The sequence below is a fragment of the Sandaracinus amylolyticus genome (assembly GCF_000737325.1).
Classification (GTDB): Bacteria; Myxococcota_A; Polyangia; order Polyangiales; family Sandaracinaceae; genus Sandaracinus; species Sandaracinus amylolyticus.
In genome coordinates, this window is the sequence record NZ_CP011125.1 from 2,972,144 (window position 1) to 2,995,237 (window position 23,094).

At 72.1% G+C, this 23,094-nt stretch carries 17 protein-coding genes; 5 read left to right on the forward strand and 12 right to left on the reverse strand.

From position 1 onward, the window contains the following. Window positions 1-139: 139 nt before the first annotated feature. The 4 genes from smc to DB32_RS12455 all read right to left on the reverse strand — a co-directional run bounded on the left by smc (window position 140) and on the right by DB32_RS12455 (window position 6,717). Complete coding sequence (gene smc / locus DB32_RS12440) at window positions 140-3,760, reverse strand: chromosome segregation protein SMC (RefSeq protein WP_053232645.1); 3,621 nt, start codon at window positions 3,758-3,760, stop codon at window positions 140-142. 156 nt (window positions 3,761-3,916) lie between these two features. Further along, the gene (locus tag DB32_RS12445) at window positions 3,917-4,504 is read right to left on the reverse strand and encodes a hypothetical protein (protein WP_053232646.1); all 588 of its coding nucleotides are present in this window, start codon (window positions 4,502-4,504) and stop codon (window positions 3,917-3,919) included. Window positions 4,505-4,611: 107 nt separating this feature from the next. Further along, window positions 4,612-5,886, reverse strand: a complete 1,275-nt coding sequence (locus DB32_RS12450; RefSeq protein WP_053232647.1) for a hypothetical protein — start codon at window positions 5,884-5,886, stop codon at window positions 4,612-4,614. 207 nt (window positions 5,887-6,093) lie between these two features. Next, entirely contained in the window at window positions 6,094-6,717 is a 624-nt protein-coding gene (locus DB32_RS12455) for a peroxiredoxin (RefSeq protein WP_053232648.1), read from the reverse strand. A gap of 186 nt (window positions 6,718-6,903) precedes the next feature. Between DB32_RS12455 and DB32_RS12460 the strand changes: the two genes are divergently transcribed. Beyond that, window positions 6,904-7,209, forward strand: a complete 306-nt coding sequence (locus DB32_RS12460) for a hypothetical protein (protein ID WP_053232649.1) — start codon at window positions 6,904-6,906, stop codon at window positions 7,207-7,209. A gap of 30 nt (window positions 7,210-7,239) precedes the next feature. Here the strand turns inward: DB32_RS12460 and DB32_RS12465 are convergent, their stop codons facing one another. The 7 genes from DB32_RS12465 to DB32_RS12495 all read right to left on the reverse strand — a co-directional run bounded on the left by DB32_RS12465 (window position 7,240) and on the right by DB32_RS12495 (window position 15,118). Next, the gene (locus DB32_RS12465; protein ID WP_053232650.1) at window positions 7,240-8,652 is read right to left on the reverse strand and encodes a serine/threonine-protein kinase; all 1,413 of its coding nucleotides are present in this window, start codon (window positions 8,650-8,652) and stop codon (window positions 7,240-7,242) included. A 311-nt stretch (window positions 8,653-8,963) separates the two neighbouring features. After that, window positions 8,964-9,416, reverse strand: coding sequence for a ribosomal protein S18-alanine N-acetyltransferase (gene rimI, locus DB32_RS12470; protein ID WP_083457342.1), 453 nt, complete (start codon window positions 9,414-9,416; stop codon window positions 8,964-8,966). Then, window positions 9,413-10,402, reverse strand: a complete 990-nt coding sequence (locus DB32_RS12475; RefSeq protein WP_053232651.1) for a cation diffusion facilitator family transporter — start codon at window positions 10,400-10,402, stop codon at window positions 9,413-9,415. Before DB32_RS12475 ends, rimI begins: the two co-directional genes overlap by 4 nt. Then, complete coding sequence (locus DB32_RS12480) at window positions 10,383-11,168, reverse strand: hypothetical protein (RefSeq protein ID WP_053232652.1); 786 nt, start codon at window positions 11,166-11,168, stop codon at window positions 10,383-10,385. Before DB32_RS12480 ends, DB32_RS12475 begins: the two co-directional genes overlap by 20 nt. Continuing rightward, window positions 11,146-11,973, reverse strand: coding sequence for a UPF0158 family protein (locus DB32_RS12485; RefSeq protein WP_083458498.1), 828 nt, complete (start codon window positions 11,971-11,973; stop codon window positions 11,146-11,148). The genes DB32_RS12480 and DB32_RS12485 overlap by 23 nt, the downstream gene beginning before the upstream one ends. 133 nt (window positions 11,974-12,106) lie before the next feature. Continuing rightward, window positions 12,107-13,600 (reverse strand): glycerol kinase GlpK, encoded by a 1,494-nt coding sequence (gene glpK / locus DB32_RS12490; RefSeq protein ID WP_053232653.1) that lies wholly within the window; start codon window positions 13,598-13,600, stop codon window positions 12,107-12,109. Window positions 13,601-13,678: 78 nt separating this feature from the next. Beyond that, window positions 13,679-15,118, reverse strand: coding sequence for a trypsin-like serine peptidase (locus tag DB32_RS12495; RefSeq protein WP_053232654.1), 1,440 nt, complete (start codon window positions 15,116-15,118; stop codon window positions 13,679-13,681). Window positions 15,119-15,202: 84 nt separating this feature from the next. On the opposite strand from DB32_RS12495, the gene DB32_RS12500 reads away from it, so the two are divergent. The 4 genes from DB32_RS12500 to DB32_RS46655 are packed head-to-tail and all read left to right on the forward strand — an operon-like array spanning window position 15,203 to window position 20,279. Then, entirely contained in the window at window positions 15,203-15,574 is a 372-nt protein-coding gene (locus tag DB32_RS12500) for a hypothetical protein (RefSeq protein WP_053232655.1), read from the forward strand. 30 nt (window positions 15,575-15,604) lie between these two features. Next, on the forward strand, window positions 15,605-16,504 hold the full coding sequence (locus tag DB32_RS12505; protein WP_053232656.1) for an ABC transporter ATP-binding protein: 900 nt from the start codon (window positions 15,605-15,607) through the stop codon (window positions 16,502-16,504). After that, window positions 16,501-18,393 (forward strand): ABC transporter permease, encoded by a 1,893-nt coding sequence (locus DB32_RS46650; RefSeq protein ID WP_053232657.1) that lies wholly within the window; start codon window positions 16,501-16,503, stop codon window positions 18,391-18,393. Before DB32_RS12505 ends, DB32_RS46650 begins: the two co-directional genes overlap by 4 nt. After that, window positions 18,390-20,279, forward strand: coding sequence for an ABC transporter permease (locus DB32_RS46655; protein WP_053232658.1), 1,890 nt, complete (start codon window positions 18,390-18,392; stop codon window positions 20,277-20,279). The genes DB32_RS46650 and DB32_RS46655 overlap by 4 nt, the downstream gene beginning before the upstream one ends. Before the next feature lie 1,015 nt (window positions 20,280-21,294). On the opposite strand, the gene DB32_RS12520 is transcribed toward DB32_RS46655, so the two are convergent. Continuing rightward, on the reverse strand, window positions 21,295-22,926 hold the full coding sequence (locus tag DB32_RS12520; protein WP_053232659.1) for an N-acyl-D-amino-acid deacylase family protein: 1,632 nt from the start codon (window positions 22,924-22,926) through the stop codon (window positions 21,295-21,297). Between the last annotated feature and the right edge of the window lie 168 nt (window positions 22,927-23,094).

The following is a 23,094-nucleotide window of genomic DNA, read 5'->3' on the forward strand; positions in this document are numbered from 1 at the left end:
CCGCGCGAGCGGCGCACCGCCGAACCTGTCACGCGCGGCGGCGAGCGCAACGCGCGCTCACGCGGCGTGCTCGCGGCGCGCCCGTCGAGATTGCGCAGCGCCCGCGCCGATCGACGACGGCGAGGGCGCTACGAACCCATCACGCCACGGCGTGCGACGCGTCGGGCGCGGCCTGGCGCTGCTTCTGGCGCAGCTCGACGCTGACGAGCTTCGAGATGCCGGGCGTCTCCATCGTCACGCCGTACAGCACGTCGGCCATCTGCATGGTCTTCTTGCTGTGCGTGATGACGATGAACTGCGAGTGCTTGGTCATCGCGCGGATGGCCTCGCAGTAACGGCCGATGTTCGCCTCGTCGAGCGGCGCGTCGACCTCGTCGAGGAGACAGAACGGGCTCGGCTTGTACTGGAAGATCGAGAAGATCAGCGAGACCGCGGTCAGCGCCTTCTCACCGCCGCTCATCAGCTCGATCGAGCCGATCTTCTTGCCCGGCGGCTGCGCGAGGATGTCGATGCCGGTCTCGAGCAGGTCGTCGGCGTTCGTGAGCTTCAGCTCCGCCTTACCGCCGCCGAAGAGGCGCGGGAAGACCTGCTGGAAGCGCTCGTTGATCGCGTCGAACGCCTCGCGGAAGAGCTTCTTGCTCTCCCGGTTCATCTGCTTGATCGCCTTGTCGAGCTGATCGAGCGCCTGCTCGAGATCGAGCTTCTGGCCGTTGAGGTACTCGAAGCGCTTGCTCTGCTCCTCGTACTCCTCGATCGCGGTGAGGTTGATCTCGCCCATGCGCTCGACGAGGCGCAGCAGCTCGTCGATGCGCGTCTTCACCGAGTCGTCGGGCAGGTCGCGGAAGTGGTAGTCGCCGAGCACGCGCCGCAGGTCGACGCGGTGGCGCTCGTTGACCTGATCGAGCAGGTGCTCGATCGCCATCGCGAGCTCGCGCTCTTCGATCGTGAGCGACGAGACGCGGCGCGAGCCCTCGTCGATCTTGCTGCGGATCTCCTTGAGGTCCGCCTCGCGCGTGCCGAGCTCGAGCTTCGCGACGTCGTACTTCTCGCGGGCCGCGCCGAGCACCTCGTGCGCCTTCATCGCGCGCTCGACCTTGTCGACGAGCTCTTCCTTCGTGACGACGAGCGCGCCCGCCGTCTCGCCCTGCTGCTTCGCGCCGCGCTCGAGGTCGCCGCGCAGGCGCTTCTCGCGCTCGCCGAGCTCCTGCACCGACTTGTCCAGGCGATCGAGCGCCTGGCGATCACCCTCGGCGCGCTGGCGCGCCTGCGCCGCGCGGACGCGCACGTCGGTCACGCGCGCGCTCTGCGCCTCGACGAGCGAGCGGCGCTCCTCGTAGATCATCTCGTTCGACTCGAGCGCGCCCTCGGCGTCGTGCTTCGCCTTGCTCGCCGACTCGATCTCCGCCTGCGCGTCGTTGCCCTCGCCCTGCGCGTCGGCGAGCTGCATCGCGAGGTCGTCCGCGTCCATCGCGACCTTCTCGACGCGCTGGCGCGTGCGATTCAGCTCGTCCTCGGCGCGGCGGAGATCCTTGTCCGCCTTCACGATCGCGATCTCCGCGTCGTGCGCCTCGTTGCGCGCGGAGTCGAGCGCGGCCTGGCGCGACGCGATGCCGTTGCGCAGCTCGCCGTGGCGCGCGACCGCCGCGGTCATCTCCGCGTCGAGCTTGGCGACGATGCCGTGGAGGTCACGGATCTCGCGCTTCACCGCGATCATGTGCGCGCCGACCTGCTCGCCGCGCCCGCCGGTGATCACACCGCCGGCGCCGAGCACCTCGCCGCGCTCGGTCACGAACGTCGAGGCCTGCACGCCCGCGTCGTAGAGGCGCTTCGCCGACGCGAGGTCGCGCACGACGAGCACGCCCTCGAGGAGGTGGCGCACCAGGGCCTCGTCCTGCTGCGTCTCGCGCTCACCGCGCACGAGATCGGCGAGCCACCCGACGATGCCTTCGTCCTGCGGAAGCACGGCGAGCGGCGCGACCACGCGACGCGGCGTGCGCGGGATCGCGGTCGCGCGGCCACGGTCGCCCTGCTCGAGGAACTCGAGCACGCGAAGGCCCGCGTCGACGTCGCTCACCACGACGTGCTGGAGGCGCTCGCCGAGCGCGCCCGCGAGCGCCTGGGTGTACGCCTCGGGGCACTCGATGCGATCGGCGACGAGGCCGAGCACGCCCTTCTGCGCGCGCTCCTCGTCGGTGTTGCCGAAGCGCGTCATCACGCTGCGCACGCCCGCGCCGACGCCCTCGAACTTCTTCGTGATCTCCTCGAGCGAGCGCAGGCGCGAGCGCTTCTCGGCGAGCTCGCTGCGCAGCTTGTCGACGGTGCGCTCGCTCTCGGTGATCTGCGCGCGCAGATCCTTGAGCTCGGTCTCGAGCTGCTCCTTGCGCTCGGCCGTCGTGTTCTTGCCCTCGCGCAGGCCCTCGAGGCGCGTGCGGAGCTCGTCCGCTTCCTGCGCGAGCTCGACGAGGCGGCCCTCGAGCTCCTCGCGCTCGCTGCGCATCCGATCGAGGCGCGTGCGCGCCTCGTCGCGGCGACGCTCGTAGCCCTTGAGCACCGCCTCCGCGCGCGCGATGCGCTGCGCCGACTCGCTCACGCGCGAGCGCGCCGAGCTCACGGTCTGCTCCGCTTCCTGCGCCGCGAGCTTGCGCTCGTCGAGGATCGCGACCTCGCGCTCGAGCTCGTCCTGCTCGGTCCGCTCGATCTCCTCGAGCTCCGCGATGGTCGAGAGGAGGCCATCGCGCTCCTGCGCGAGCACCGCGCGCCGCGCGCTCAGCGCCTCGAGCTCGCGCTCGGCGAGGCGCTCGCTGTCGCGCAGGCCCTGGAGGCGCTCCTTGTGCTGCTCGACCTTGCCCTCGAGCATGCGCACCGAGTTGTCGAGCTCGTACGAGACGCGCTGCGCGCGCTCGACCTCGCTCTCCGCGCGCTGCACCGCGAGCCGCTCGCCCTCGAGCTCGGCCTCGCGGACGCGCAGCGCGTAGCGATGACCCTCGAGCGCGCCGCTCGCCTGGGTGAGCTCCTCGTCGATCACGCGGCGCGTGACCGTGAGCTCCATCCAGCGGTGCGACGCGACGAGCAGCTCGAGGTCGCGGATCTCGGCGCGGTACGCCTTGTAGCGCTCGGCCTTCTGCGCCTGGCGCTTGAGGCTCGCGAGGTTCTTCTCGATCTCCGCGACGATGTCGCCGATGCGCAGCAGGTTCTGCCGCGTCGCGTCCATCTTGCGCTCGGCGGCCTTCTTCTTCGCCTTGAACTTCGTGATGCCCGCGGCCTCTTCGATGAGGCCACGACGGTCCTCGGGCTTCGCGCTGACGATGTAGCCGATCTTGCCCTGCTCGATGATCGAGTAGGCCTTCGCGCCGATGCCGGTGCCGAGGAAGAGCTCGGTCACGTCCATCAGGCGGACCGGCGTCTTGTTGATGAAGTAGTCGCTGTTGCCCTGGCGATCGAGGCGGCGCGTGACCGCGATCTCGGCGTACGCGCGGTACTCGGGGGAGGCGAGGCCGTCGGTGTTGTCGAAGGTGAGCGTCACCTCGGCGAACGAGTGCGGCCCCCGCGTCTCGCTGCCGTTGAAGATGACGTCGTCCATCGACTTGCCGCGGAGGTTCTTCGCGGACTGCTCGCCCATCGTCCAACGGATGGCGTCGACGACGTTCGACTTGCCGCAGCCGTTCGGGCCGACGATGGCGGTGACGTCGTGATCGAAGAGGACGACGGTGCGGTCCACGAACGACTTGAAGCCGCAGATCTCGACTTTCTTGATCTTCATCGCCGCCCCTACCCCCGGTGTCGAGCGTGATCGCCCGAGGCGGACCCTTGTACGATCGTGGTTCGGCGATCGCAATTATCTTGTGCGATTCCTGGTGGGGGTCCTTAGGTGACCACCACAACCCGTGGTGGTGGATCCCGGTCGCTACCGCAGCCGCTACCGGAGGCGAGTCGCCATGTCGCAGGGGGCGATCTCGAGGTCCGAGTGCTCGGGGCGGGGGCTCTCGACCCGCTCGAGGTCGAGCGCGCCGAAGCCGGCGTCGGTGAACACGAAGAGGCCGTCGACCCAGAGCGCGACGCGGCGGCCCCCCGGGCGCTCGGCGGCGACGAGGACGCGGCGGAAGGTCCATCCGTCGGCGCGCAGGCCGAGCGGGCCGTCGGCGGGCTCGTCACGCGCGTCCTGGAGGCACACGCCGAGGTAGTGCGAGCCGTCGAGGCCGAGCGGGACGCGCCCGACGTCGGCCCCGAGCCGCATCGCGACGGTCGCGCGGTGGGCGCCGATGCGCGTCGCGGCGTCGCTCTCGAGGAGCACGCGGAGCTCGTCGTCGCCGAGCATCACGTCCGCGGGGCGACCGGCGGCGAGGGCGGCGAAGAGGCGCGCGCCGAACGCGTCCATCGCGGCGTGGCGCGCCGCGATCTCGGTCGGCATGACGAGCGGTGTCGTGGGGCGCGCCGGCGCCGCAGCGCCTGGTCCGCTGCACGCGGCGACGAGGAGGACGAGCGCGAGCGCGGCGCGCGGAGCCATGTCGCGCGAACGTAGAGCACGTGGGCGCTCGGGCGCCAAGAACGAAACAGCCCGCGGCGCCGGAGCGCGCGCGGGCTGTCGTCGCGGATGCACGTCGAACGTACGGCTCAGGGCGTCGGACGGATCGACATCGGGTACTGCACCCGGAACTGCGTCTGGCGGAACGCGGGGAACTGCGCGCCGCGGAGCGCGCCTTCCATGCACTGACCCTGGGGCGTACCGCCGAACGGGCTGCCGCCGATCGCGACGCTCGCCACGGTCCCGTCGTTGCGGACCATGATCGTCGCGACCGCCATGCCCGCCTGCTCGCCCGCGCACTCGCGGATGCGGGGCATCAGGCCGCCGAGGATGCGGCGCACGTCGGTCTGGCTCGGCGTCTCCGGGAGATCGCCGCGCGGCGCGGCGGCGGCCGCGGTGGGCGGCGCGCTCGCGGTCGTCGTCGGGACGGTGCGGGTGCCGCTGCGGTCGGGGCGACCGCCGAGCGCCTGATCGAGCACCGAGTCGAGCGCGGCGCCGCCGCGGGCGCTGGTCGACGCGGTCGCCGTGGCGGTGGCGGTCGGGGCGGGCTCGGCCGCGGGCGCGGTGCGCTCTTCGCGGGCGGGCGTCGGGGTCGCGGCGGCGACGGGCGCGCTCGCGGTCGTCGTGGCGCTCGCGGTCGCGGTCGTCGTGGTGGTGCGCTCACGGGTGCGGGCGCCGCGACGATCGTCGGCAGGCTGAGCGGCGGCCGCGGGCTCCGCGGCGGCGACGGCGGGCGTCGGCTCGGCGGCGGGCGTGGGCTCGGCCGCGGGCGCGGGCTCCGCGGCCGCGACCTCGGCGGGCGTGGGCTCCGCGGCCGCGACCTCGGGCTCGGCGGCGGGCTCGACGGCCGGCGCGGGCTCGTCGGGCTCCGCGGCGCTCGGCGCGCTGGCGGTCTCGACGATGCTCGTCGTCGTCGACGGCGTCGCGGCCTGCGCGGTGGGCTGCGCGGTCTGCGAGCTCATGAAGACGTAGAGGCCGACGCACGCTGCGGCGCCGATGCCGAGGCCGATCCACAGCCCGTTGCCGCCGCTCTTCGCGGGCGCGGGCTCGACCGGCTGCGCGACCTCGGCGACCGGGGCCGCCTCGACGCTCGCCGCCTTCTTCTTCGGCGCGGCGCTCTTCGCGGCCTTCGCCGGCGCGGGCTCTGCCGCCTTCGTCGCTTCGCTCTTCTTCGCCGGCTCGGCCGCGGCGACGACGGGCTCGTCGGGCGCGGGCGGGGGCGTCGACGCGACGAGCGCGCGAAGGTCGATCTTCCCGTCGTCGTCCTGCTCGTCGTTCGTCGGCGACGGGGCGAGCGAGGGGCGCACGAGCGCGGCGAGCGCGCTCTCGTCGAAGTCCTGGTCCTCGGTCTTGTTCTGGCTCACGTCCTCGACCTCTCGGCGCGGAAGCCCATCCCCAACGAAAGCCGGCACCCTAGCACAGGCCCGCGCCGGGAAAGCACGCGCGCCGTGAGAAGACCCGGGGGTCTCGCCAGTCCTTGGAGAGCGATGAGTCGACCCGACGGAAACGACGAGGGCGTCGGCTCGTCACCGACGCCCTCCGATCCGTGTGCTCGACCCTGCCCGATCGGCTCAGCCGTGCTTCTTGAAGTACTCCTGCGAGCCCGTCGGGTCGGCCTTCATGCCCTCCTGGCCGGCCTGCCAGTTCGCGGGGCACACCTCGCCGTGCTTCTCGAAGAACTCGATGGCGTCGATCAGGCGCAGCGGCTCGTCGATGTTGCGGCCGAGCGGCAGGTCGTTGATCGTCACGTGGCGGACGTTGCCCTGCTTGTCGATCACGAACGTGCCGCGCGCCGCGACGCCCGCGTCGCCGCCGTCCTCGAAGAGCACGCCGTAGTCGCGCGAGATCGACTTCGTGATGTCCGCGACGAGCGTGTAGCGCACGTTGCCGAGACCGCCCTGCGCGCGCGGAACCTTCTGCCACGCGAGGTGCGAGAACTTCGAGTCCACCGACACGCCGATGACCTCGGCGTTGCGCTTCTTGTACTCCTCGAGCTTCTCGTCGAACGAGATGATCTCGGTGGGGCACACGAACGTGAAGTCGAGCGGGTAGAAGAAGAGGACGACGTACTTGCCGTCCTTGCCGCCGAGCTTGCCGCCCGCCTTGTAGTCCGAGAGCTTCACGTCGACGAACTCGAGGCCGCGAACGCCCTCTGCCTGGAAGTCGGGCGCCGGCTTCTGCACGCGAACGGTCATCGAATCACCTCCCTGAGGGGAAAAACGCTGGACGACGGTGGATCGGAGCCCGCTTTCTGGTCCCGTCGCGTTCTGGTGGCAAGCACGAACGTGGTGCATCGCGCCCCGCGTGCGTGAACGCTCCGTCCCACGCGATGGGCGCGAGCGGCGATGACGTGACCCGCGGCGCGCGCTAGGGTCGGCGCGATGTCGGCGAACGATGGGGACGATCGGCGCAAGCGGCTGACGACCGTCTTCGGCTGGATCGCGGGCGGCGCGCTCGGGCTGCTGCTCAACTACGTCGGGTTCCTCGTGGTCGGCGAGGGATATCCCACGGTGCCCACGACGTTCGTCGCGTTCCTGCTCGGCGCGTTCGGCGGGATGGCGCTCGCGGACAAGCTCGGGGTGCGCGGCTTCCGGCCGCTCGGGATCGCGGCGGGCGTGTTGCTCGCGCTGTTCCTCGCGCTCGTCGTCGCGGTGCTGATGTCGCCCGCGCCCGAAGCACCGCTCTGATCAGCGCCGCTGTGATCAGCGCCGCTCTGATCAGTGCGGCGTGATCGTCGTCGCGCGCGGCATCTCGATGCGGATCGTGCGATCGGCGTCGGCCACGAACGGCGTGCTCACGACGAGGTGATCGGCGCTCTCCAGCGCGAGCACGAGCGGCGCGTCGTCGCGCTCGAGCTCGAGCGCGAGCGGCGTGCGACCGACGACGTGATCGTCCACGCGCACCTCGACCGCGGAAGGGACGCTCTCGATCACGACGTGCACGCGCCCCGGCGCAGGCCGCGGTGCGAGCAGCGTGACGGCGCCCGCGATCAGCGCGGCCAGCGCCACCGCGGCGGCGAGCCACCGACCGCGACGAGGCGCGCGCGTCGTCGCCGGCGGGACGGTGACCGCTTCGGGCTCGCGCATCACGGCGCGGATCCCCGAGTGCGGCGGCGCGTCGCCTCGGCTGCGCGCCGCGGGCACCGTCGCGCTCTCCTTCGCGCGCGGTGCGGTGCGCGCGAGCTCGGGCGGACCGTGCGCGATCGCGAGCTGCCCGAGCGCATCGCGCAGCTCGGGCGGGACGGGACCGAGGTGCGCGCGCAGCGCGTCGCGCATCTGCTCCGCGGTCGCGAAGCGGTGCGCGGGATCGCGCGCGAGCGCGCACATGCAGATGTCCTCGACCTCGCGCGAGATCGCGAGGCCGGGCACGCGCTCGCTCGGGCGAGGCACGCGCTCCTCGAGCACCGCGTTCACGATCTCCGCGTCGCTGGACCGCCCGAAGAGGCGCTCTCCGGTCAGCAGCTCGTGCAGCACGACGCCCGCCGCGTAGACGTCGGTGCGACGATCGGGGCGCGCCTCCGTGAGCTGCTCGGGCGCCATGTAGCCGAGCTTGCCCGGCGCGACGCCGCCCTGCGCGTGCTGGCGCGACTCCTTCGAGTACGCGATGCCGAAATCGAGCAGCTTCACCTCGCCGAACGTCGTGACGAACACGTTGTGCGGCGAGACGTCGCGGTGGACGAGGCCGAGCCAGCGACCGCGCTCGTCGCGCAGCGCGTGCGCGGCGTGCAGGCCCGCGCACAGCTCGGCGACGACGTGCATCGCGAGCGCGGGGTGCATGCGCTGCTTCTCGGCGCGCAGCGCGCGCGCGATCGCGGAGAGGCTCGCGCCGACGAGGTGCTCCATCACGAGATAGAGCGACGCACCGTCGTGGCCGAGCTCTTCGACCGCGACGACGTTCGGATGACGCAGCCGCGCCATGATGCGGGCCTCGTCGGAGAGCGCGTGCGCGAGGAACGGATCGCGCGCGAGGTGCGGGAGCATGCGCTTCACCACGACGCGTCGCTCGAAGCCGCCGACGCACGTGCGGCGCGCCAGGAAGATCTCCGCCATGCCGCCGCACGCGAGACGCGCGACGACCGGGAACGGCCCGATGCGCGCGGGATGATCGGGGACGGCGAGGCTCGCGTTCATGCTCGGTCCTTCGAGGGGCGACGCAGAGGTCCGCGCCTCGCCGCGGCTCCCACGGCGAGCGCGCGCGTCGTGCTCGCGTGCTCGGACGAGCGAGCTCCGCGAGCACGACGCGCGGCCCGCGCTCGCGCGTCAGCCCCCCGGCAGACGCGACGATCGCGGTCGCGGGCTCCCGTTCAGCAACGGATGTGCCGTTTTGACCAAAGGCGGAATCTCACGCCCGCGACGGATTGCCTGGTGTCCCCACCGGAGTCCCGCGTCGCGGCGATTCGTCTCATGCGAGGCATGCCGTCACGCGCTCGCTCGCGCGCCGCTCAACGCGGGTCCGCGATCGGAGCGCGCAGGATCCACGCGTCCTCGCCGTCGTCGTAGTAGCGCGCTCGGACGTCGAAGCGCTCGAAGCCGAGGCTCCGATACAGCGCGATCGCAGGCGCGTTCGAAGGGCGCACCTCGAGGAAGCACGCATCGGCGCCGCGCGCGCGTCCCTCGTCGAGCATCTCGCGCAGCAGCGCGCGGGCGAGGCCGTGTCGTCGCGCATCGGGCGCGGTCGCGACGGTGAGCAAGCTCTGCTCGCCGGCGACGAGCCACCAGACGGCGTATGCGCGGATCGGACCGCCGTGCTCGGTGCGCGCGACCCGGCAGCGCGCGACGTCCCGCGCGAGCTCGTCCGCGAACGCGTCGCGCGTCCACGCGTGCTCGAAGCCGCTGCGCGCGACCTCCGCGACCTCGTCGAGGTCACGCGCGCGCATCTCCTCGAGCAGGATCACTTGGTGAAGCCGCGGACCGGCACCGGGCGCTCGGGATCGCGCTCGAGCAGATAGTCCGAGTCGGGCTCGACGAAGATGAAGCGCATGTGCGGCAGCACCTCGCGGATGCGCGACTCGAGCGCATCGATCGCGGCCTCGACTCCGTCGATCGCGAGGCCGCGATCGAAGTCGACCTTCAGCGCGAGCAGCACGTGCTGCGGGCCGAGGTGCATCGAGAGCATCTGCGTGATCGCGTTCACGCCCGGGACCTCGCGCGCGATGATCTCGACCTGCTCGCGATCCTCGGGGCTCGCCGCTTCACCGAGGAGCAGCGAGTGCGTGCGGCGAGCGAGCACCCACGCGACGCCGCCGAGCACGCAGCCGATCAGGAGGGAGCCGATCGCGTCGAAGCCGGTCCAGCCGGTGACGTGGCTCAGCGCGACCGCGGCGAGCGCGATGCCCAGGCCGAGGAGCGCGGCGGTGTCCTCCATGAGCACGACGGGGATCGTCGGATCCTTCGCGTGCATCAGCGTCTCCCACACGCTGCGGCCCTTGCGCATCTTCTGGAACTCGCGCGCCGCGACGAAGCACGAGTAGCTCTCGAACGCGAAGGAGGTGCCGAGGACCGCGTAGCTCCAGAGGCGCGAGCCGTGCGGCTCCTCGGGGTGGCCCGCGTAGAGCGCGTGGAGATCCTCGATGCCCTCGTAGATCGCGAACGCGCCGCCGAGGAGGAAGATCATGATCGAGACGAGGAACGGCCAGAAGTAGCTCTCGACGGCGTGCCCGAACGGATGCAGCAACGTCGGGCGACGCGCGGCGCGGCGCAGGCCGACCATCAGCAGCACTTGGTTCACGGTGTCGGCGACGCTGTGCACCGCCTCCGCGAGCGTCGCCGCGCTGCCCGAGAAGAACGCCGCGACGAATTTGCTGATCGCGATGAGCAGGTTGCCGATCAGCGCTGCGATGACCACGCGAAGGCTGTCGCCTTCACCGCTCGGAGCCGACATCTCCTCGTTCCTCCGCCTCCTCGACGCCGCGATCCGCAGCGTCTTCTTCGAAGAGGGCGGCGAAAGGTACGACGACGCGCACCGGCGTGCGACTGCGAAGGACCTCGACCCAGCGGCGCACGTCGCGCTGCAGCGCGCTCTGCGCGAGCCACGCGCGGAGCGGCTCGCGCACTTCGTCGAGCGGGCGATCGGTGAACGGATGATCGCCGCTCGCGTAGGTCTCTTCGACGCGCGCGTCGGAGATCAGCGTGCTGCCCTCGAGGTTCGCGCGGAGGAACGCGTCGACGAGCGCGCGGCGGCGCGCGATGCTGTCGATCTCGGAGGCCGCGACGGCGTGGCGCTCGAGCAGTCGCGCGAAGCGATCCTCGCCGCCGACCGATCGCACGAGCTCCTCGCGGTGGCGCTCGACCTGCGTCTCGGTGGGCTCGGGCGCGTGAAGGCGCGTGGCCTCGCGCGCGATGACGAGCTCGCCGACGATCTCCTGGAGCGTCGCGGCGAGGAGCTCGGGCGGGAGCTCGTCGGGCGCGGGATCGTGGGTGCGCGCGGCGAGCGCGAGCACGGCGCGCAGCTCGACGTCGCTGCGCAGCACGACGTCGGTCGTGGGCGAGGGCGCGTGGCCGCCGACGATCGCGACGATGCCGTCGATCGCGCGGGCGGTCTCGCCGCTCTGCGCGCGCGCCGGGAGCACGACCGCGAGCGCGTGCAGCAGCAGCGCGCTCGCGGCGAGGAGGGCGCGGATCGCGTCAGGCCTGCGGCTCGTCCGCACGTTCGTCGTTCGCGCCGTTCGGCCCGCGAGGGGGCGGCTCGGACGCGAGGTCGAGCGAGGTCTCGCTCGACGCGGTGGTGTCGGCGCCGGCCTCGACCGTGCCTTCGCCCTTCGCCTTCGGACGCGGCAGGTGCTTGCGCTCGCGCAGGAACTCGAGGAACGCGACGGCCGCGTCGAGCTCGCGCGCCGGGAGCTGATCCGCGAGCTCGTGGAGACGACGGCGGTGCGCTTCGGCGATCGCGGCACGGTTGCGGCGCGCGGGCTTGTCGCTCTCCTCGGCCGCGGGACGCACCTCATCGGCCGTGGGCACGCGCCACTGCTGGCGCTGCACCGCTTCGATCGCGTGCGCCTGGAGCCAGCCCTCCATGCAGGCGCGCAGGCGCTCGCTGCGGAACGCGAACCAGCGCTCGCGATCCACCGGGTAGCTCATCAGCACGTCCTTGAAGCGGCGGAACGCGCCCTTGCCGTCGATCGCCTGGACGAGCTTGTCGCGGAACTCGCTCTCCTCGACCGTCGCGATGAAGCGCTCCATCCAGCGGTACTGCTCGCGCGAGCTCACCGGCTCGACCCGCAGATAGGTCGTGTCGTTCATCACGCGCTGGTGCATCTGCGGATCGGCGATGCCGTCGACGATGCGGATGACCTCGCCGGTCTCGAGGTGCAGGTAGCTGTGGACCTCGGGCGCGTTGTTCTCGAACGCGTCCTCCAGCGCTTCCCACGCGATCGGGACCTGACGGATCGGCGTACCAGGCGCGACGGCCGTCGCGGGTTTCTCGTCTCGGGTGTCGTGGTCGTCCCGGCTCATCACGCGCTCGATCCGCATCGTACCCCGAACGAGGCCGCCGGGTGAGTGGCGTCCGGCCCCTCGTTCAATTGTTCGTCCCCGCCGCGGGCTCGGACAACCCCACCTGCGAGGCGGTTTCGCGTGCGCGCGGCGCTCATGCGAGCTTCCCGCGCGCGCGTCGCACGCCGTCGGTCCAGCGCGCGAGGTGCTCGCGCCGCTCACTGTCGCGCATCGCCGGCTCGATGCGCCGCGCGATGCGATGCGCGCGCTCGATGGCCGAGAGATCGGGGAACACGCCCACCGCGAGGCCCGCGAGGTACGCCGCGCCGAGCGCGGTCGTCTCGGTGTTCGCAGGGCGCTCGATCGCGACGTCGAGCACGTCGGACTGGAACTGCATCAGCAGCTCGTTCTGCGACGCGCCCCCGTCGACGCGCAGGCGCGCGATGCGGCGGCCCATGTCGGCCTCCATCGCGCGGCCGAGCTCGGCGACCTGGAACGCGATGCCCTCGAGCGTGGCGCGCGCGATGTGCGCGGCGCTCGAGCCGCGGGTGAGCCCGAAGAGCGTGCCGCGCGCGTCGGGGTCCCAGTGCGGCGCGCCGAGGCCCGAGAGCGCGGGCACGAACACCACGCCGCCGCTGGTCGGGACCTTCGCGGCGAGCGCCTCGATCTCGACGCTGTTCTTGATGATGCCCAGCTGATCGCGCAGCCACTGCACCGCGGCGCCCGCGACGAACGCCGAGCCCTCGAGCGCGTAGCGGACCTGATCGCCGACCTTCCACGCGACCGTGGTGACCAGGCCGTTCTTCGACTCGGGCGCCTGATCGCCGGTGTTGACGAGGAGGAACGCGCCGGTGCCGTAGGTGCACTTCGCGTCGCCGACCTCGAAGCACGTCTGGCCGAAGAGCGCGGCCTGCTGATCGCCGGCGATGCCCGCGATCGGGATGCCGTCGGGGAGCACGCGCAGGCCCTTGGTGCGCGCGTAGACCTCGCTCGAGCTCTTCACCGCGGGAAGCACCGCGCGCGGCACGTGGAGGTGACGGCAGAGCTCGTCGTCCCACGCGAGGCGATGGATGTCGAAGAGCAGCGTGCGCGACGCGTTGGTCACGTCCGTCACGTGCACGGCGCCGCCGCTGAGGCGCCACACGAGGAACGAGTCGACCGTGCCGAACGCGAGCTCGCCGCTCTCTGCGCGCTTCCGTACGCCGTCGACGTTGTCGAGCAGCCACTCGAGCTTCGTGCCGCTGAAGTACGGATCGAGGACGAGGCCCGTCTTCTTGCGGTAGAGCGGGAGGAGGCCCTCCGCTTCCATTCCGCGACAGCGCGCGGCGGTGCGGCGATCCTGCCAGACGATCGCGCGGTGCACGGCCGCGCCCGTCTTGCGATCCCACAGCATCGTGGTCTCGCGCTGGTTCGTGATGCCGATGCCCGCGCACTGCTTCGGGTCGACGCCCGCCTCGCGATACGCGCCTTCGATCGCGTGCTCGACCGACGCCCAGATCTCCTCGGCGTCGTGCTCGACCTGGCCCGGCGTGGGGAAGTGTTGCGGGAACTCGCGGGTGGCTCGACCCAGCACGCGAGCCTCGGTGTCCAGCACCAGGACGGTGCTGCCGGTCGTGCCCTGATCGATCGCGAGCAGATGGCGCGTCATGTCGATCCCCCTCCGGCGCCGCGAGCCGGGCCGGACGTGCTCCATACCACAGGTCGCAAGGGGTGAAGGTCCGGGCGATCAGGAACGGCGCGCGCGGATCGCGAGCGCGACGAGCGCGAGCAGGGCGACGAGCGCGGCCGACGGCGCGCGGCGCGGCGCGACACCGCACGCGCAGCCTTCGTCGCGCGCCGGGACGATCACCGGGCCCGCGTCGCGCGTCGTCGCGGCGTCGGTGGAGATCGATGCGTCGTCGCGCGCGGCGCCGCCGGCATCGCGCGGCGTGGTGCCGGCGTCGGGCGCGGGCGCGCACACGCCCTCGACGCACGTCTCGCCGCGCTCGCAGTTCACGACGCGGAGGCGCCCGCTCTCGCAGTCGGGATCGGGCGCGCCGCACGCGCAGTCGCAGTCGTCGAGCGCCGCGTACCAGCGGACCTCGCACGTCCACGCGTCGGGCACGACGCGGCCGCAGTCGGCCTCGCACGTCGCGCTCTCGCCGCGATCGCACACGTCGTCTCCGCAGCGCGGCGCGTCGCAGTCGTCGGCGCACGTCTCGCTGGTCTCGGTGCCGCTGCAGAATCCGTCGCCGCACGTCGCGGCGCGGTCGCACAAGCGCGCGCTGGGCCAGCCGCTCGCGCAGAGGTCGTCGATCGCGTTCTGCGCGTAGCCGACGTACTCGCCGTGGCGCGTGCAGTCGCCGCCGGGGCACGCGTCGTCGAGCACGTTCACCACGCTGCAGTCGCCGCGGCGCACGTAGTCGTCCTCGCCGCCCGAGAGCACGCCGACGAGGCGGCCCTCCGCGTCGAGCACGCCGGAGCCCGAGTTGCCGCCGAACGCGTCGACGCTCGCGTAGAAGCGATCGAGCACCTCGGCGCGCGCGTCGTTCACGTGCCCGCTCGCGTCGATCTTCATCGGGATCGTGTCCGGGTACCCGATCAGCACGAGCGGCTCGCCCGGCGTGAGCGCGCCGCGGCGCAGCGTGGCGGGCGTACGTCCCACCACCGGACGATCGAGCTGGATGATCGAGTGATCGCGCCACGGCGCGTCCTGGTCGCGATGCGCGACGAGGCGGCGACACGCGTACACGTCGTCCTCGCCGATCGTCTCGAGCACGCCGTCGCTCGCGTACGCGTAGTCGAAGACGAAGCGCAGCCCGCGGCACTCCTCCTCGGTCTCCACGCAGTGCCCGGCCGTGAGGTACAGGTCGTCGTCGATCAGCGTGCCCGAGCACGATGCGGCGGTGGGCTGATCGAGGAAGCGCTGATCGTCGCAGAGGTCCTCGTCGCTCTGGAGGCGCCGGCCCGAGGGGACGATCGCGCTCGGGTCGCGCACGTCGAGGTTCTCGGGATCGAAGATCGCGGCCGAGCTCCCGAGCGCGAGCGCGCGCAGCGTCGCGTCGACCTCGTAGGCCTCGCGCCGGCCGTCCTCGCCGTAGACGACGGGCTCGGTGGCGAGCGATGGCTCGGGCACGCACGCGGCGAGGGCGAGCGCGGCTCCGAGGGCGATGCGGCGGTCGAGCATGACCGCACGGCGTAGCACGTGCGCGGGCTCCGTATCGCGGGTACGCCGGCCTCGGATATCCTGACGGCAGAGAGGGGACACTGCATGTTCGAGTTCGACTCCGGCGCCGTTCGAGATGCAGCGAAGGCCTACGAGAGCATCCAGCTCCAGCCCGCGCAGGAAGCGCTCGTGAAGGATCTCGGGAACCTGGTCGGGCCGAAGATCGGGCTCGATCCGTTCCCGTGCCGCGGCTTCTGGCTCATGGCGGTGCGCGCGTGGCAGGTCGAGCACGCGACGACCGCCGACAGCATCGGCGCGATGCCGCCCGAGAAACGCGCCGCCGCCGCGCGCGAGATCGCGAAGCACTTCCGCGACATCGTCGGCAAGCAGCTGCGTGATCCGCGCGAGCAGTCGCGGCTCGATCGCGTGCTCGACGACGCGTTCGCGCACTACCTCGCTCGCTACAACAAGAGGTGACGCAGCGGCCCGTGGTAGAACGCCGGGCGCGTGGATCCCGACGTGATCGAGGTGCGCGGGCTGGCGAAGCGCTACGGCGCCGTCGAGGCGCTGCGCGGGCTGGATCTCACGGTGCGGCCCGGTGACGTCTACGGGTTCCTCGGACGCAACGGCGCGGGGAAGTCGACGACCATCCGGATCCTGATGGGCATCACGCGGCCGAGCGGAGGCTCGGTGCGGATGTTCGGCGAGCCGGGCGGGCACGACCTCGTGTCGTGGCGACAGCGCATCGGGTACGTCGCGCAGGAGCAGTCGTTCTACGGCTGGATGACGCCCGTCTCGATCGCGCGGTTCGTGCGCGCGTTCTTCCCGCGGTGGGACGACGCCGAGTACACGCGCCTCTTGCGCGTGCTCGACGTGCCGAGCGCGCGACGCATCGGCACGTTCTCGGGCGGCACGAAGGTGAAGCTCGCGCTCGCGCTCGCCCTCGCGCACCGGCCGCCGCTCTTGCTGCTCGACGAGCCGACCGCGGGGCTCGATCCCGTCGCGCGGCGCGAGTTCCTCGAGATCGTGCGGCACGAGGCGGAGCACAGCGGGCGCACCACGTTCTTCTCGAGCCACCTCGTCGACGAGATCGAGCTGGTCGCCAACCGCGTCGGCGTCGTCGACGAAGGCAGGACGCGCTACGAGGGCACCATCGACGACCTCGTGCAGCGCGTGCGCGTCGTGCGCGCGAGCGAGCTCGCCGATCCCGCGCCGCTGCACGCGGCGATCGCGGAGCTTCAGCTCGCGGTGCGCCACGAGGAGGTGCGCGAGGGCGAGCGCCGCATCGTCGTCGAGAGCGACGATCCCGCGCGCTTCGATGCGCTCGCGCCGACGATCCCGGACGCGGTGATCGAGCTCCTGCCACTCGAAGAGGTGTTCATCGCGATGGTGCGGCGACGCGCATGAAGCGCATCGCCGCGCTCGCGCTCAAGGACCTCGCGGAGCACGCGGTCGCGCTCGCGATGCTCGTGCTCTTCATGGGCGTCGCGTGGGCGCTGCTCTCGCTGATCGTCCTCGCGCAGCCCGCGACCGTGACGTACCTCGAGGTGCACGCCTCGCTGATGCGCTTCTTCCTGCCCGTCGCGGGGCTCGCGCTCGGCAATCGGCTCGTGGTCGCCGAGTACCACGGGCGCACCCAGCGCTTCCTCGAGTCGCTGCCGCTCGGGCGCGCCGACGTGATCCTCGTGAAGCTCGCGCTCGGCGTTCTCGTGATCGAGGCGCTCGCGCTCGGCTCGCTCGGCGCGACGCTCGTGCTCGCCATCACGCGCGAAGCGATCGACGCGCGGTTCGTCGCGATCATCGCGGCGCGGACCGCGACGTACGCGCTCTTCGGCATGTGCTGGTTCACCGCGATGGGCATGCTCGGCCGGCTGCGCGTGCCGCTCTACATCGCGATCGGCGTCGCGTTCGCGCTCGTCGCCAACGGGACCGAGCTCGAGGTGTCGCGCTTCGGGCCGATCGCGCTGGTCGCCGACGACTTCGTGCTCGAGCGGACGCGCTGGCCGGTCGAGCCGCTGCTCGTGACGCTCGCGCTCGCGGCCGGATGGGCGCTCCTCGCCATCGGGCTCGCGACGGTGCGCGAGGGATCGGTCGCGGAGACGCTCGCGAAGCGCATGAGCTTGCGCGAAGGCGTGACGCTCGTGATCGTGGTGATCGCGATCCTGATCGCGTGGATGAGGCTCTCGCCGCCGAACCAGCGTCCGCCGTACGAGTGGGAGGACGGCGGCGTGCTGCGCGCCGGCGATGCGCCGATCGAGATCATGTACGGCCTCGAGGACGCGCGACCCGATGCCGAGGCGCTCATGGCGCGCCTGAGGAGGGAGCTGCCGCCGCTGCGCGACGCGATGGGCTGGGCGCAGCTGCCGACGGTGCGCGTTGCGCTCTCGGAGCGGCTCGACGGGTCCACGTTCGAGCGCGTGACGCTCGGCGAGGACGACGGGATCCTCGTGCGCGCGAACTATCGCCGCGGCCCGGAGTGGGACGAGGACGCGCTGCTCTCCGAGCTCGTCGGGCTCGTGATCGACGACGCGACCGGCGGGCGCGCGCTCTGGGAGCCGATCGAGTGGCCGCGCGATGGGATCGCCGCGTGGTGGCCGCGTCGCGACGAGCCCGAGCTTCCGGAGACCATCGAGCTGCGCGCGCTGTGGGCGACGCGCGAGCGCGGGCCCGACGCGTCGCGGCTGCGCGCGTGGGATCGCACGATCCAGCGCGAGGGAGAGCGCGTCGCGGGCGCGCTCGCCGCGGTGGGCATCGACGTGCTCGAGGAGCAGCGCGGGCGCGACGCGGTCTTCGCGCTCGGGCGCGCGCTCTACGGGCACGAGCCGCCCGACGACTTCCGCGCGGTGGTGCACGGCTGGCTGCACCCGCTCTCGCGCACGCTGCGCGAGGCCGCGGGGATCGACGAGCGCGCGCTGATCGAGGCGTGGTACGCGCGCCTCGCGTCGCTGCGCGCGAGCCATCGCGGCGCGTGGATGCCGCGCGTCGAGGCGCGGATCGACGTGGAGACCGCCGACGGGCTGCCGACCATCGTCGCGCGCGCGACGCTCGATCGTCCGCCGCCGCCTGGCGCGACCGTCTCGCTCGCGCACTTCGACGACGGGCCCTTCGACGACTTCGTGTGGCCGTGGGAGCCGCAGCGCGAGGAGCGCGCGTGGCCCGACGGCGAGCGCTCGATCGAGATGCGCCTGCCCGGTCGCTACGGGCCGGGCTCGCGGGTGTGGGTCGCGCTCGATCTCGAGGGCACGCCGCTCGGCGCGCCGATGCGCCTCGCGGAAGCGCGCGTGGAGGTGCCGTGATCGCGCTCTTGCGCAAGGAGCTGCGCGCGCTGGTGCCGCACGCGCTCCTCTGCTTCCTCGTGATCAGCGGCGACGTGATCTCGCGGCCGCTCACCGAGCAGCTCGACATCCAGACGTGGTCGTCGATCTCCGCCGTCGATCCCGGAGAAGGCGGCGGGCTCGCGTTCATGCTCGCGCTGGTCGCGTTCTTCGTCGCCTACGCCGCGTTCCCGCGCGAGCACGACGACGGAACGATCGACTTCCTGCGCTCGCTGCCGGTGACGCGCCGCGCGATCTTCTCCGCGAAGATGCTCGCGGGCGCGGGCGTGCTCGTGCTCTTCACCGCGCTCGGCCAGGTGACGAACTGGCTGCTCCAGCTGCCGAACCCGCAGAGCTTCAGCGGCGATCAGTTCCGGCTCGACGTCGCGCTCGGCGTGGCCGCGCTGCAGTCGACGTTCGTGCTCGTCCTCTACGCGCACGGCGTGCTCGCCTCGACGATGCGGCGCTTCGGGCTCCTGCCGTACGCGCTCGTCATGTTCGTGCTCCTCGCGGCGGAGGAGATCGAGCCCTCGCTCGCGTGGCTGAACCCGGCGTCGATCTGCCGGCTCGCGTACCGGGGTCAGGTGCTGCTCGTGCCGTGGGGCGACATCGCGGTGCACGTGCCGATCGCGCTCGTCGCGCTCGGCATCTCGTACCTCGTGTGGATGGGGCCGTTCGAGCAGCTGCGCGACGCGCTCGCGCCGAAGCGCGACGGGCGCGCGGCGATCGCGTTCGGGTGCGGCACCGCGGTGGTCGTCTTCGTGGGGCTCGCGGTGATGACAGTGCTCGCGGTGCGCTCGGTGCAGGAGAACGGGCTGCCGAGCGACGAGCCCGAGGGCATCGACTGGCAGACCGCGGAGGCGCGCACCGAGCACTACGCGTTCGTGTACCCGACGAACCTGCGGGCGCGCGCGCTGCGCCTCGTGGGGAGCGCGGACGACATCGCGGAGTCGGTCGCGCGTGTGGTCGGTGCGCGCGAGGTGCCGTTCATCACGGTCGATCTCGCGGAGACGAGCGCGCACCACGAGGGCATCGCGGCGGGCACGCGCATCCGCATGGGGCTCGTCGGGCAGGACGACGACGCGCGACTGCGCCACGTGCTCGCGCACGAGAGCACGCACGTGCTGCAGGGGCGCGAGTCGGATCGGCGTCTGATGACGCAGCGCGGGACGCGCGCGTTCGTCGAGGGCTCGGCGGAGTGGGTCGCGTACCGGGTGGTGCCGAACGACGCGGCGCAGACCGAGTCGCGCATCGTCGCGGCCGCGGGATGGACGCGTCATCGGCTGCAGCTCGAGGACGTGCTCGACGACGAGTCGCTGCGGCAGCGCTTCGACACGTCGCTCGCGTACTCGCTCGGCGAGGTGCTCACCGAGGGCATCGCGCGCGCGTGCGGCGAGCGCGCGGTCGGCGACGTGATGCGCGCGATCGGGCGGAGCGACGCGCCGCAGGATCTCGAGCCGCTCGCGCTGTGGCAGGACGCGCTGCAGTCGATCGGGTGCAGCGAGGTCGCGGCGCGCGCGCAGATGGAGCGGGTGATCGACGACGTCGCGCGCGATCACGCGGACGCGATCGCGGCGCTGCCGCGCGCGGGCGCGGCGGTGACGGGGCGCGACGAGGAGACGACGACGGTGGTCGCGACGCTCGATCGCGACGCGCCCGAAGGCGCGACGTGGACGCTGCGGGTGCGGCGCGATCGGATGGTGAGCGACACCGAGATCCGATCGGTGCGCGGAGTGGTCGACGCGGCGCGTCGGCGGGTGACGTTCCTCGTGCCGAGGGGGTGGAGCTGGCCTCGGTTCGATCTGCAGGTCTGTATGGTTCCCGTTGGCGGGAACTGGTCTTGGTGTGAAGGGTGGACGTCGGGATAGGTCTCGGCGAGAGGCGCGAGGGGGTGGGTCTGGCGGCCGGAGTGCTCGCGGGCTGCTGGACGGAACGGCGCGAGCGTCGGGAAGCGGTGGGCGCATCGCGGCGCGCGCTTCGCGCTCTGCCGCGATGCTGTGATCAGTCCGTGGTCGGCCTCTGCGAGCCCCCGTCGCACGAGGCCGCCAGACCCACCCCCTCGCGCCGGGCACCGCGGTTCTGCCGTCTCACTCGGTTGGGCTGAGGCGGCTCGCGACCGGTCCGCGCTTCGCCGCGGCCCGGACGCTCGCGATTCGGGCTCTGCTTTGCATTCGCCCTGACCGGTCGGGCTCTGCTTCGCATTCGCCTCGATGGGCGCGGAGTCGACGGCACGCGCGTGAGCGCGGGACGGCGACGGTGGTGGGTGATGAGTCGACGGCACGCGCGAGAGCGCGGGACGGCGACGTTGGTGGGTGATGAGTCGACGGCACGCGCGAGAGCGCGGGACGGCGACGTTGGTGGGTGATGAGTCGACGGCACGCGCGAGAGCGCGGGACGGCGACGTTGGTGAGTGTCGTTCCAGCGGGGCTCATGAGCACGAAGCGCCGGTCGGCGATCGCTGGCGCCGGCCTCGTAAGCCGCCGGCTCCGGTCGGCGTTCGTTCGGTGGTCTTCGTGAACCGCCGGCGCCGGTCGGCCATTGCTGCCCGGATTTTCGTGGACCGGAGGCTCCGGTCGCCGTTTTCCGGATGGTTTTCGCCATTGCGCTGAAGGAAACGGCGTTTCTCGTGCGGTTTTCGCCATTGCGCTGAAGGAAACGGCGTTTCTCGTGCGGTTTTCGCCGATGCGCTGAAGGAAATGGCGTTTCTCGTGCGGTTTTCGCCGATGCGCTGAAGGAGATGGCGCTTGCCGTGCCGCGCTCCGTCGTTTCCGTGTCGGAAATGGCGTTCCGGAGCGTGGATTTCGTCGTTTCCATTCCGGAAACGGCGCCGCCGAGCCTCGCGCCGTCGTCGCGTCGACGGAAGTGCTCGTGCTCGCGCGGTCGTCACCCCGCGCGATGCAGCACGCGCCCGCCGCGCGCTCCCGTGTGCTTCCCGTTCTTCACCGTGTGCACGCCGTTGACGAACACGTGCACGATGCCCTCGGGGTGGTTCTTCGGGCTCGCGTACGTCGCGCGGTCCTTCACCCTCGCCGCGTCGAGCACCACCACGTCCGCCTTCGCGCCCGCGCGCAGCACGCCGCGATCGCGCAGGCCGAGCTTCTTCGCGACCATGCCCGTCATCTTGTGGATCGCGGTCTCGATCCCGAAGAGCCGCCGCTCGCGCACGTAGTGCTCGATCACCCGCGCGTACGTGCCGAACGCGCGCGGGTGCGGCTTGCCCTCGCGCTGCGGGAAGCCGTCGGTGCCGATCATCGTCGCGTCGTGCGCCATCACGCGCTGCACGTCGTCCTCGCTCATCACGTGCGCGATCGCCGCGATCGCGAGCTCCTCCTCGACCAGCAGGTCGAGCAGCATGTCGTAGAGCTTCTGCTTCCGCGCCTTCGCGATCTCGCGCAGCGTCATGCCCTCGTACTGCTGCTGGTTCTTCAGCGAGCTCACCACGACGAGGCGGCTCAGCTCGAAGAGCACGAAGGGCAGGATCAAGCGCTTCGGCACGATGCGATCGAGCACGCCCGGCAGCGTCGCGAGCTTCATCATGCGCTCCTTGCTGCCCTCGACGATCTGCTCGCGCACCTTCGGATCGCGCAGCCGCTCGAGCAGTCGATCCTGCGAGCCCTCGAACGCCCAGAGCGGCAGGAACATCGCGCTCAGCACCGTCGATCCCGCGGTGTACGGGTAGACGTCGCTGTGCACGTCGAGGCCCTCGGCGCGCGCGCGATCGACCATCGCGAGCGTCGTCTCGACCTTGCCCCAGTTCCAGCGATCGGCCGCCTTGTGATGCGAGATCTGCACCGGGATCTTCGCCTCGCGCCCGATGCGCAGCGTCTCCTCGACCGACTGCACGAGGCGCGATCCCTCGTCGCGCATGTGCGACGCGTAGATGCCGCCGTGCGCCGCGCTCACCTTCGCGAGCTCGACGATCTCCTCGGTGTCGGCGAACGCGCCCGGCGCGTAGACGAGCCCGGTCGAGAGCCCGAACGCGCCCTGCCGCATGTTCGTGTCGACGCTGTCGCGCATGCGGGCGATCTCGTCGGGGCGCGCGGCGCGCTCGGCGAGCCCCATCGCCTGGCAGCGCACGTTGCCGTGCGGGACGAGCGGCACGACGTTGACGCTCACGCCGCGCTCCTCGAGGCGCGCGCGGTACGCGTCGATGTCGCGGAAGCACCCGCCTCCCGGCTCGCCGAAGAGCATCGGCGAGAGCAGCGCGTAGAAGCGCTCGACCGTCTCGTTCGACGGGAAGAGGCCGAGGCCGCAGTTGCCGACGACCTCGCTGGTCACGCCCTGCATCACCTTCGCGCGCGCCTCGGGATCGCCGGGCAGCGTGAAGTCGGAGTGCGAGTGCACGTCGATGAAGCCCGGCGTGACGACGAGGCCGCGCGCGTCGATCACCTCGTCGGGCGCGAGCGTGGTCGCGCCGAGCTCGGCGATGTGATCGTCTTCGAGCAGGACGTCGCCCGCCTCGGCCTCGGCGCCGGTGCCGTCGATGATCGTCGCGTTCCGCAAGAGCAAGCGCATGCGCGCGAGAGCCTACGCGCTCCGATCGGCCCCGGCGATCACGGACGCAGCGCGCTGGGCGGCACGACGCCTGCTCTGGACTGCCTGCGCCGGTGCGCGCGTCCCGTGCGGAGCGCGCGCGCGGCGGTTCGGGCGCGCAGGAGTTGCGCGAGGTGGGCGGGCCCGCAC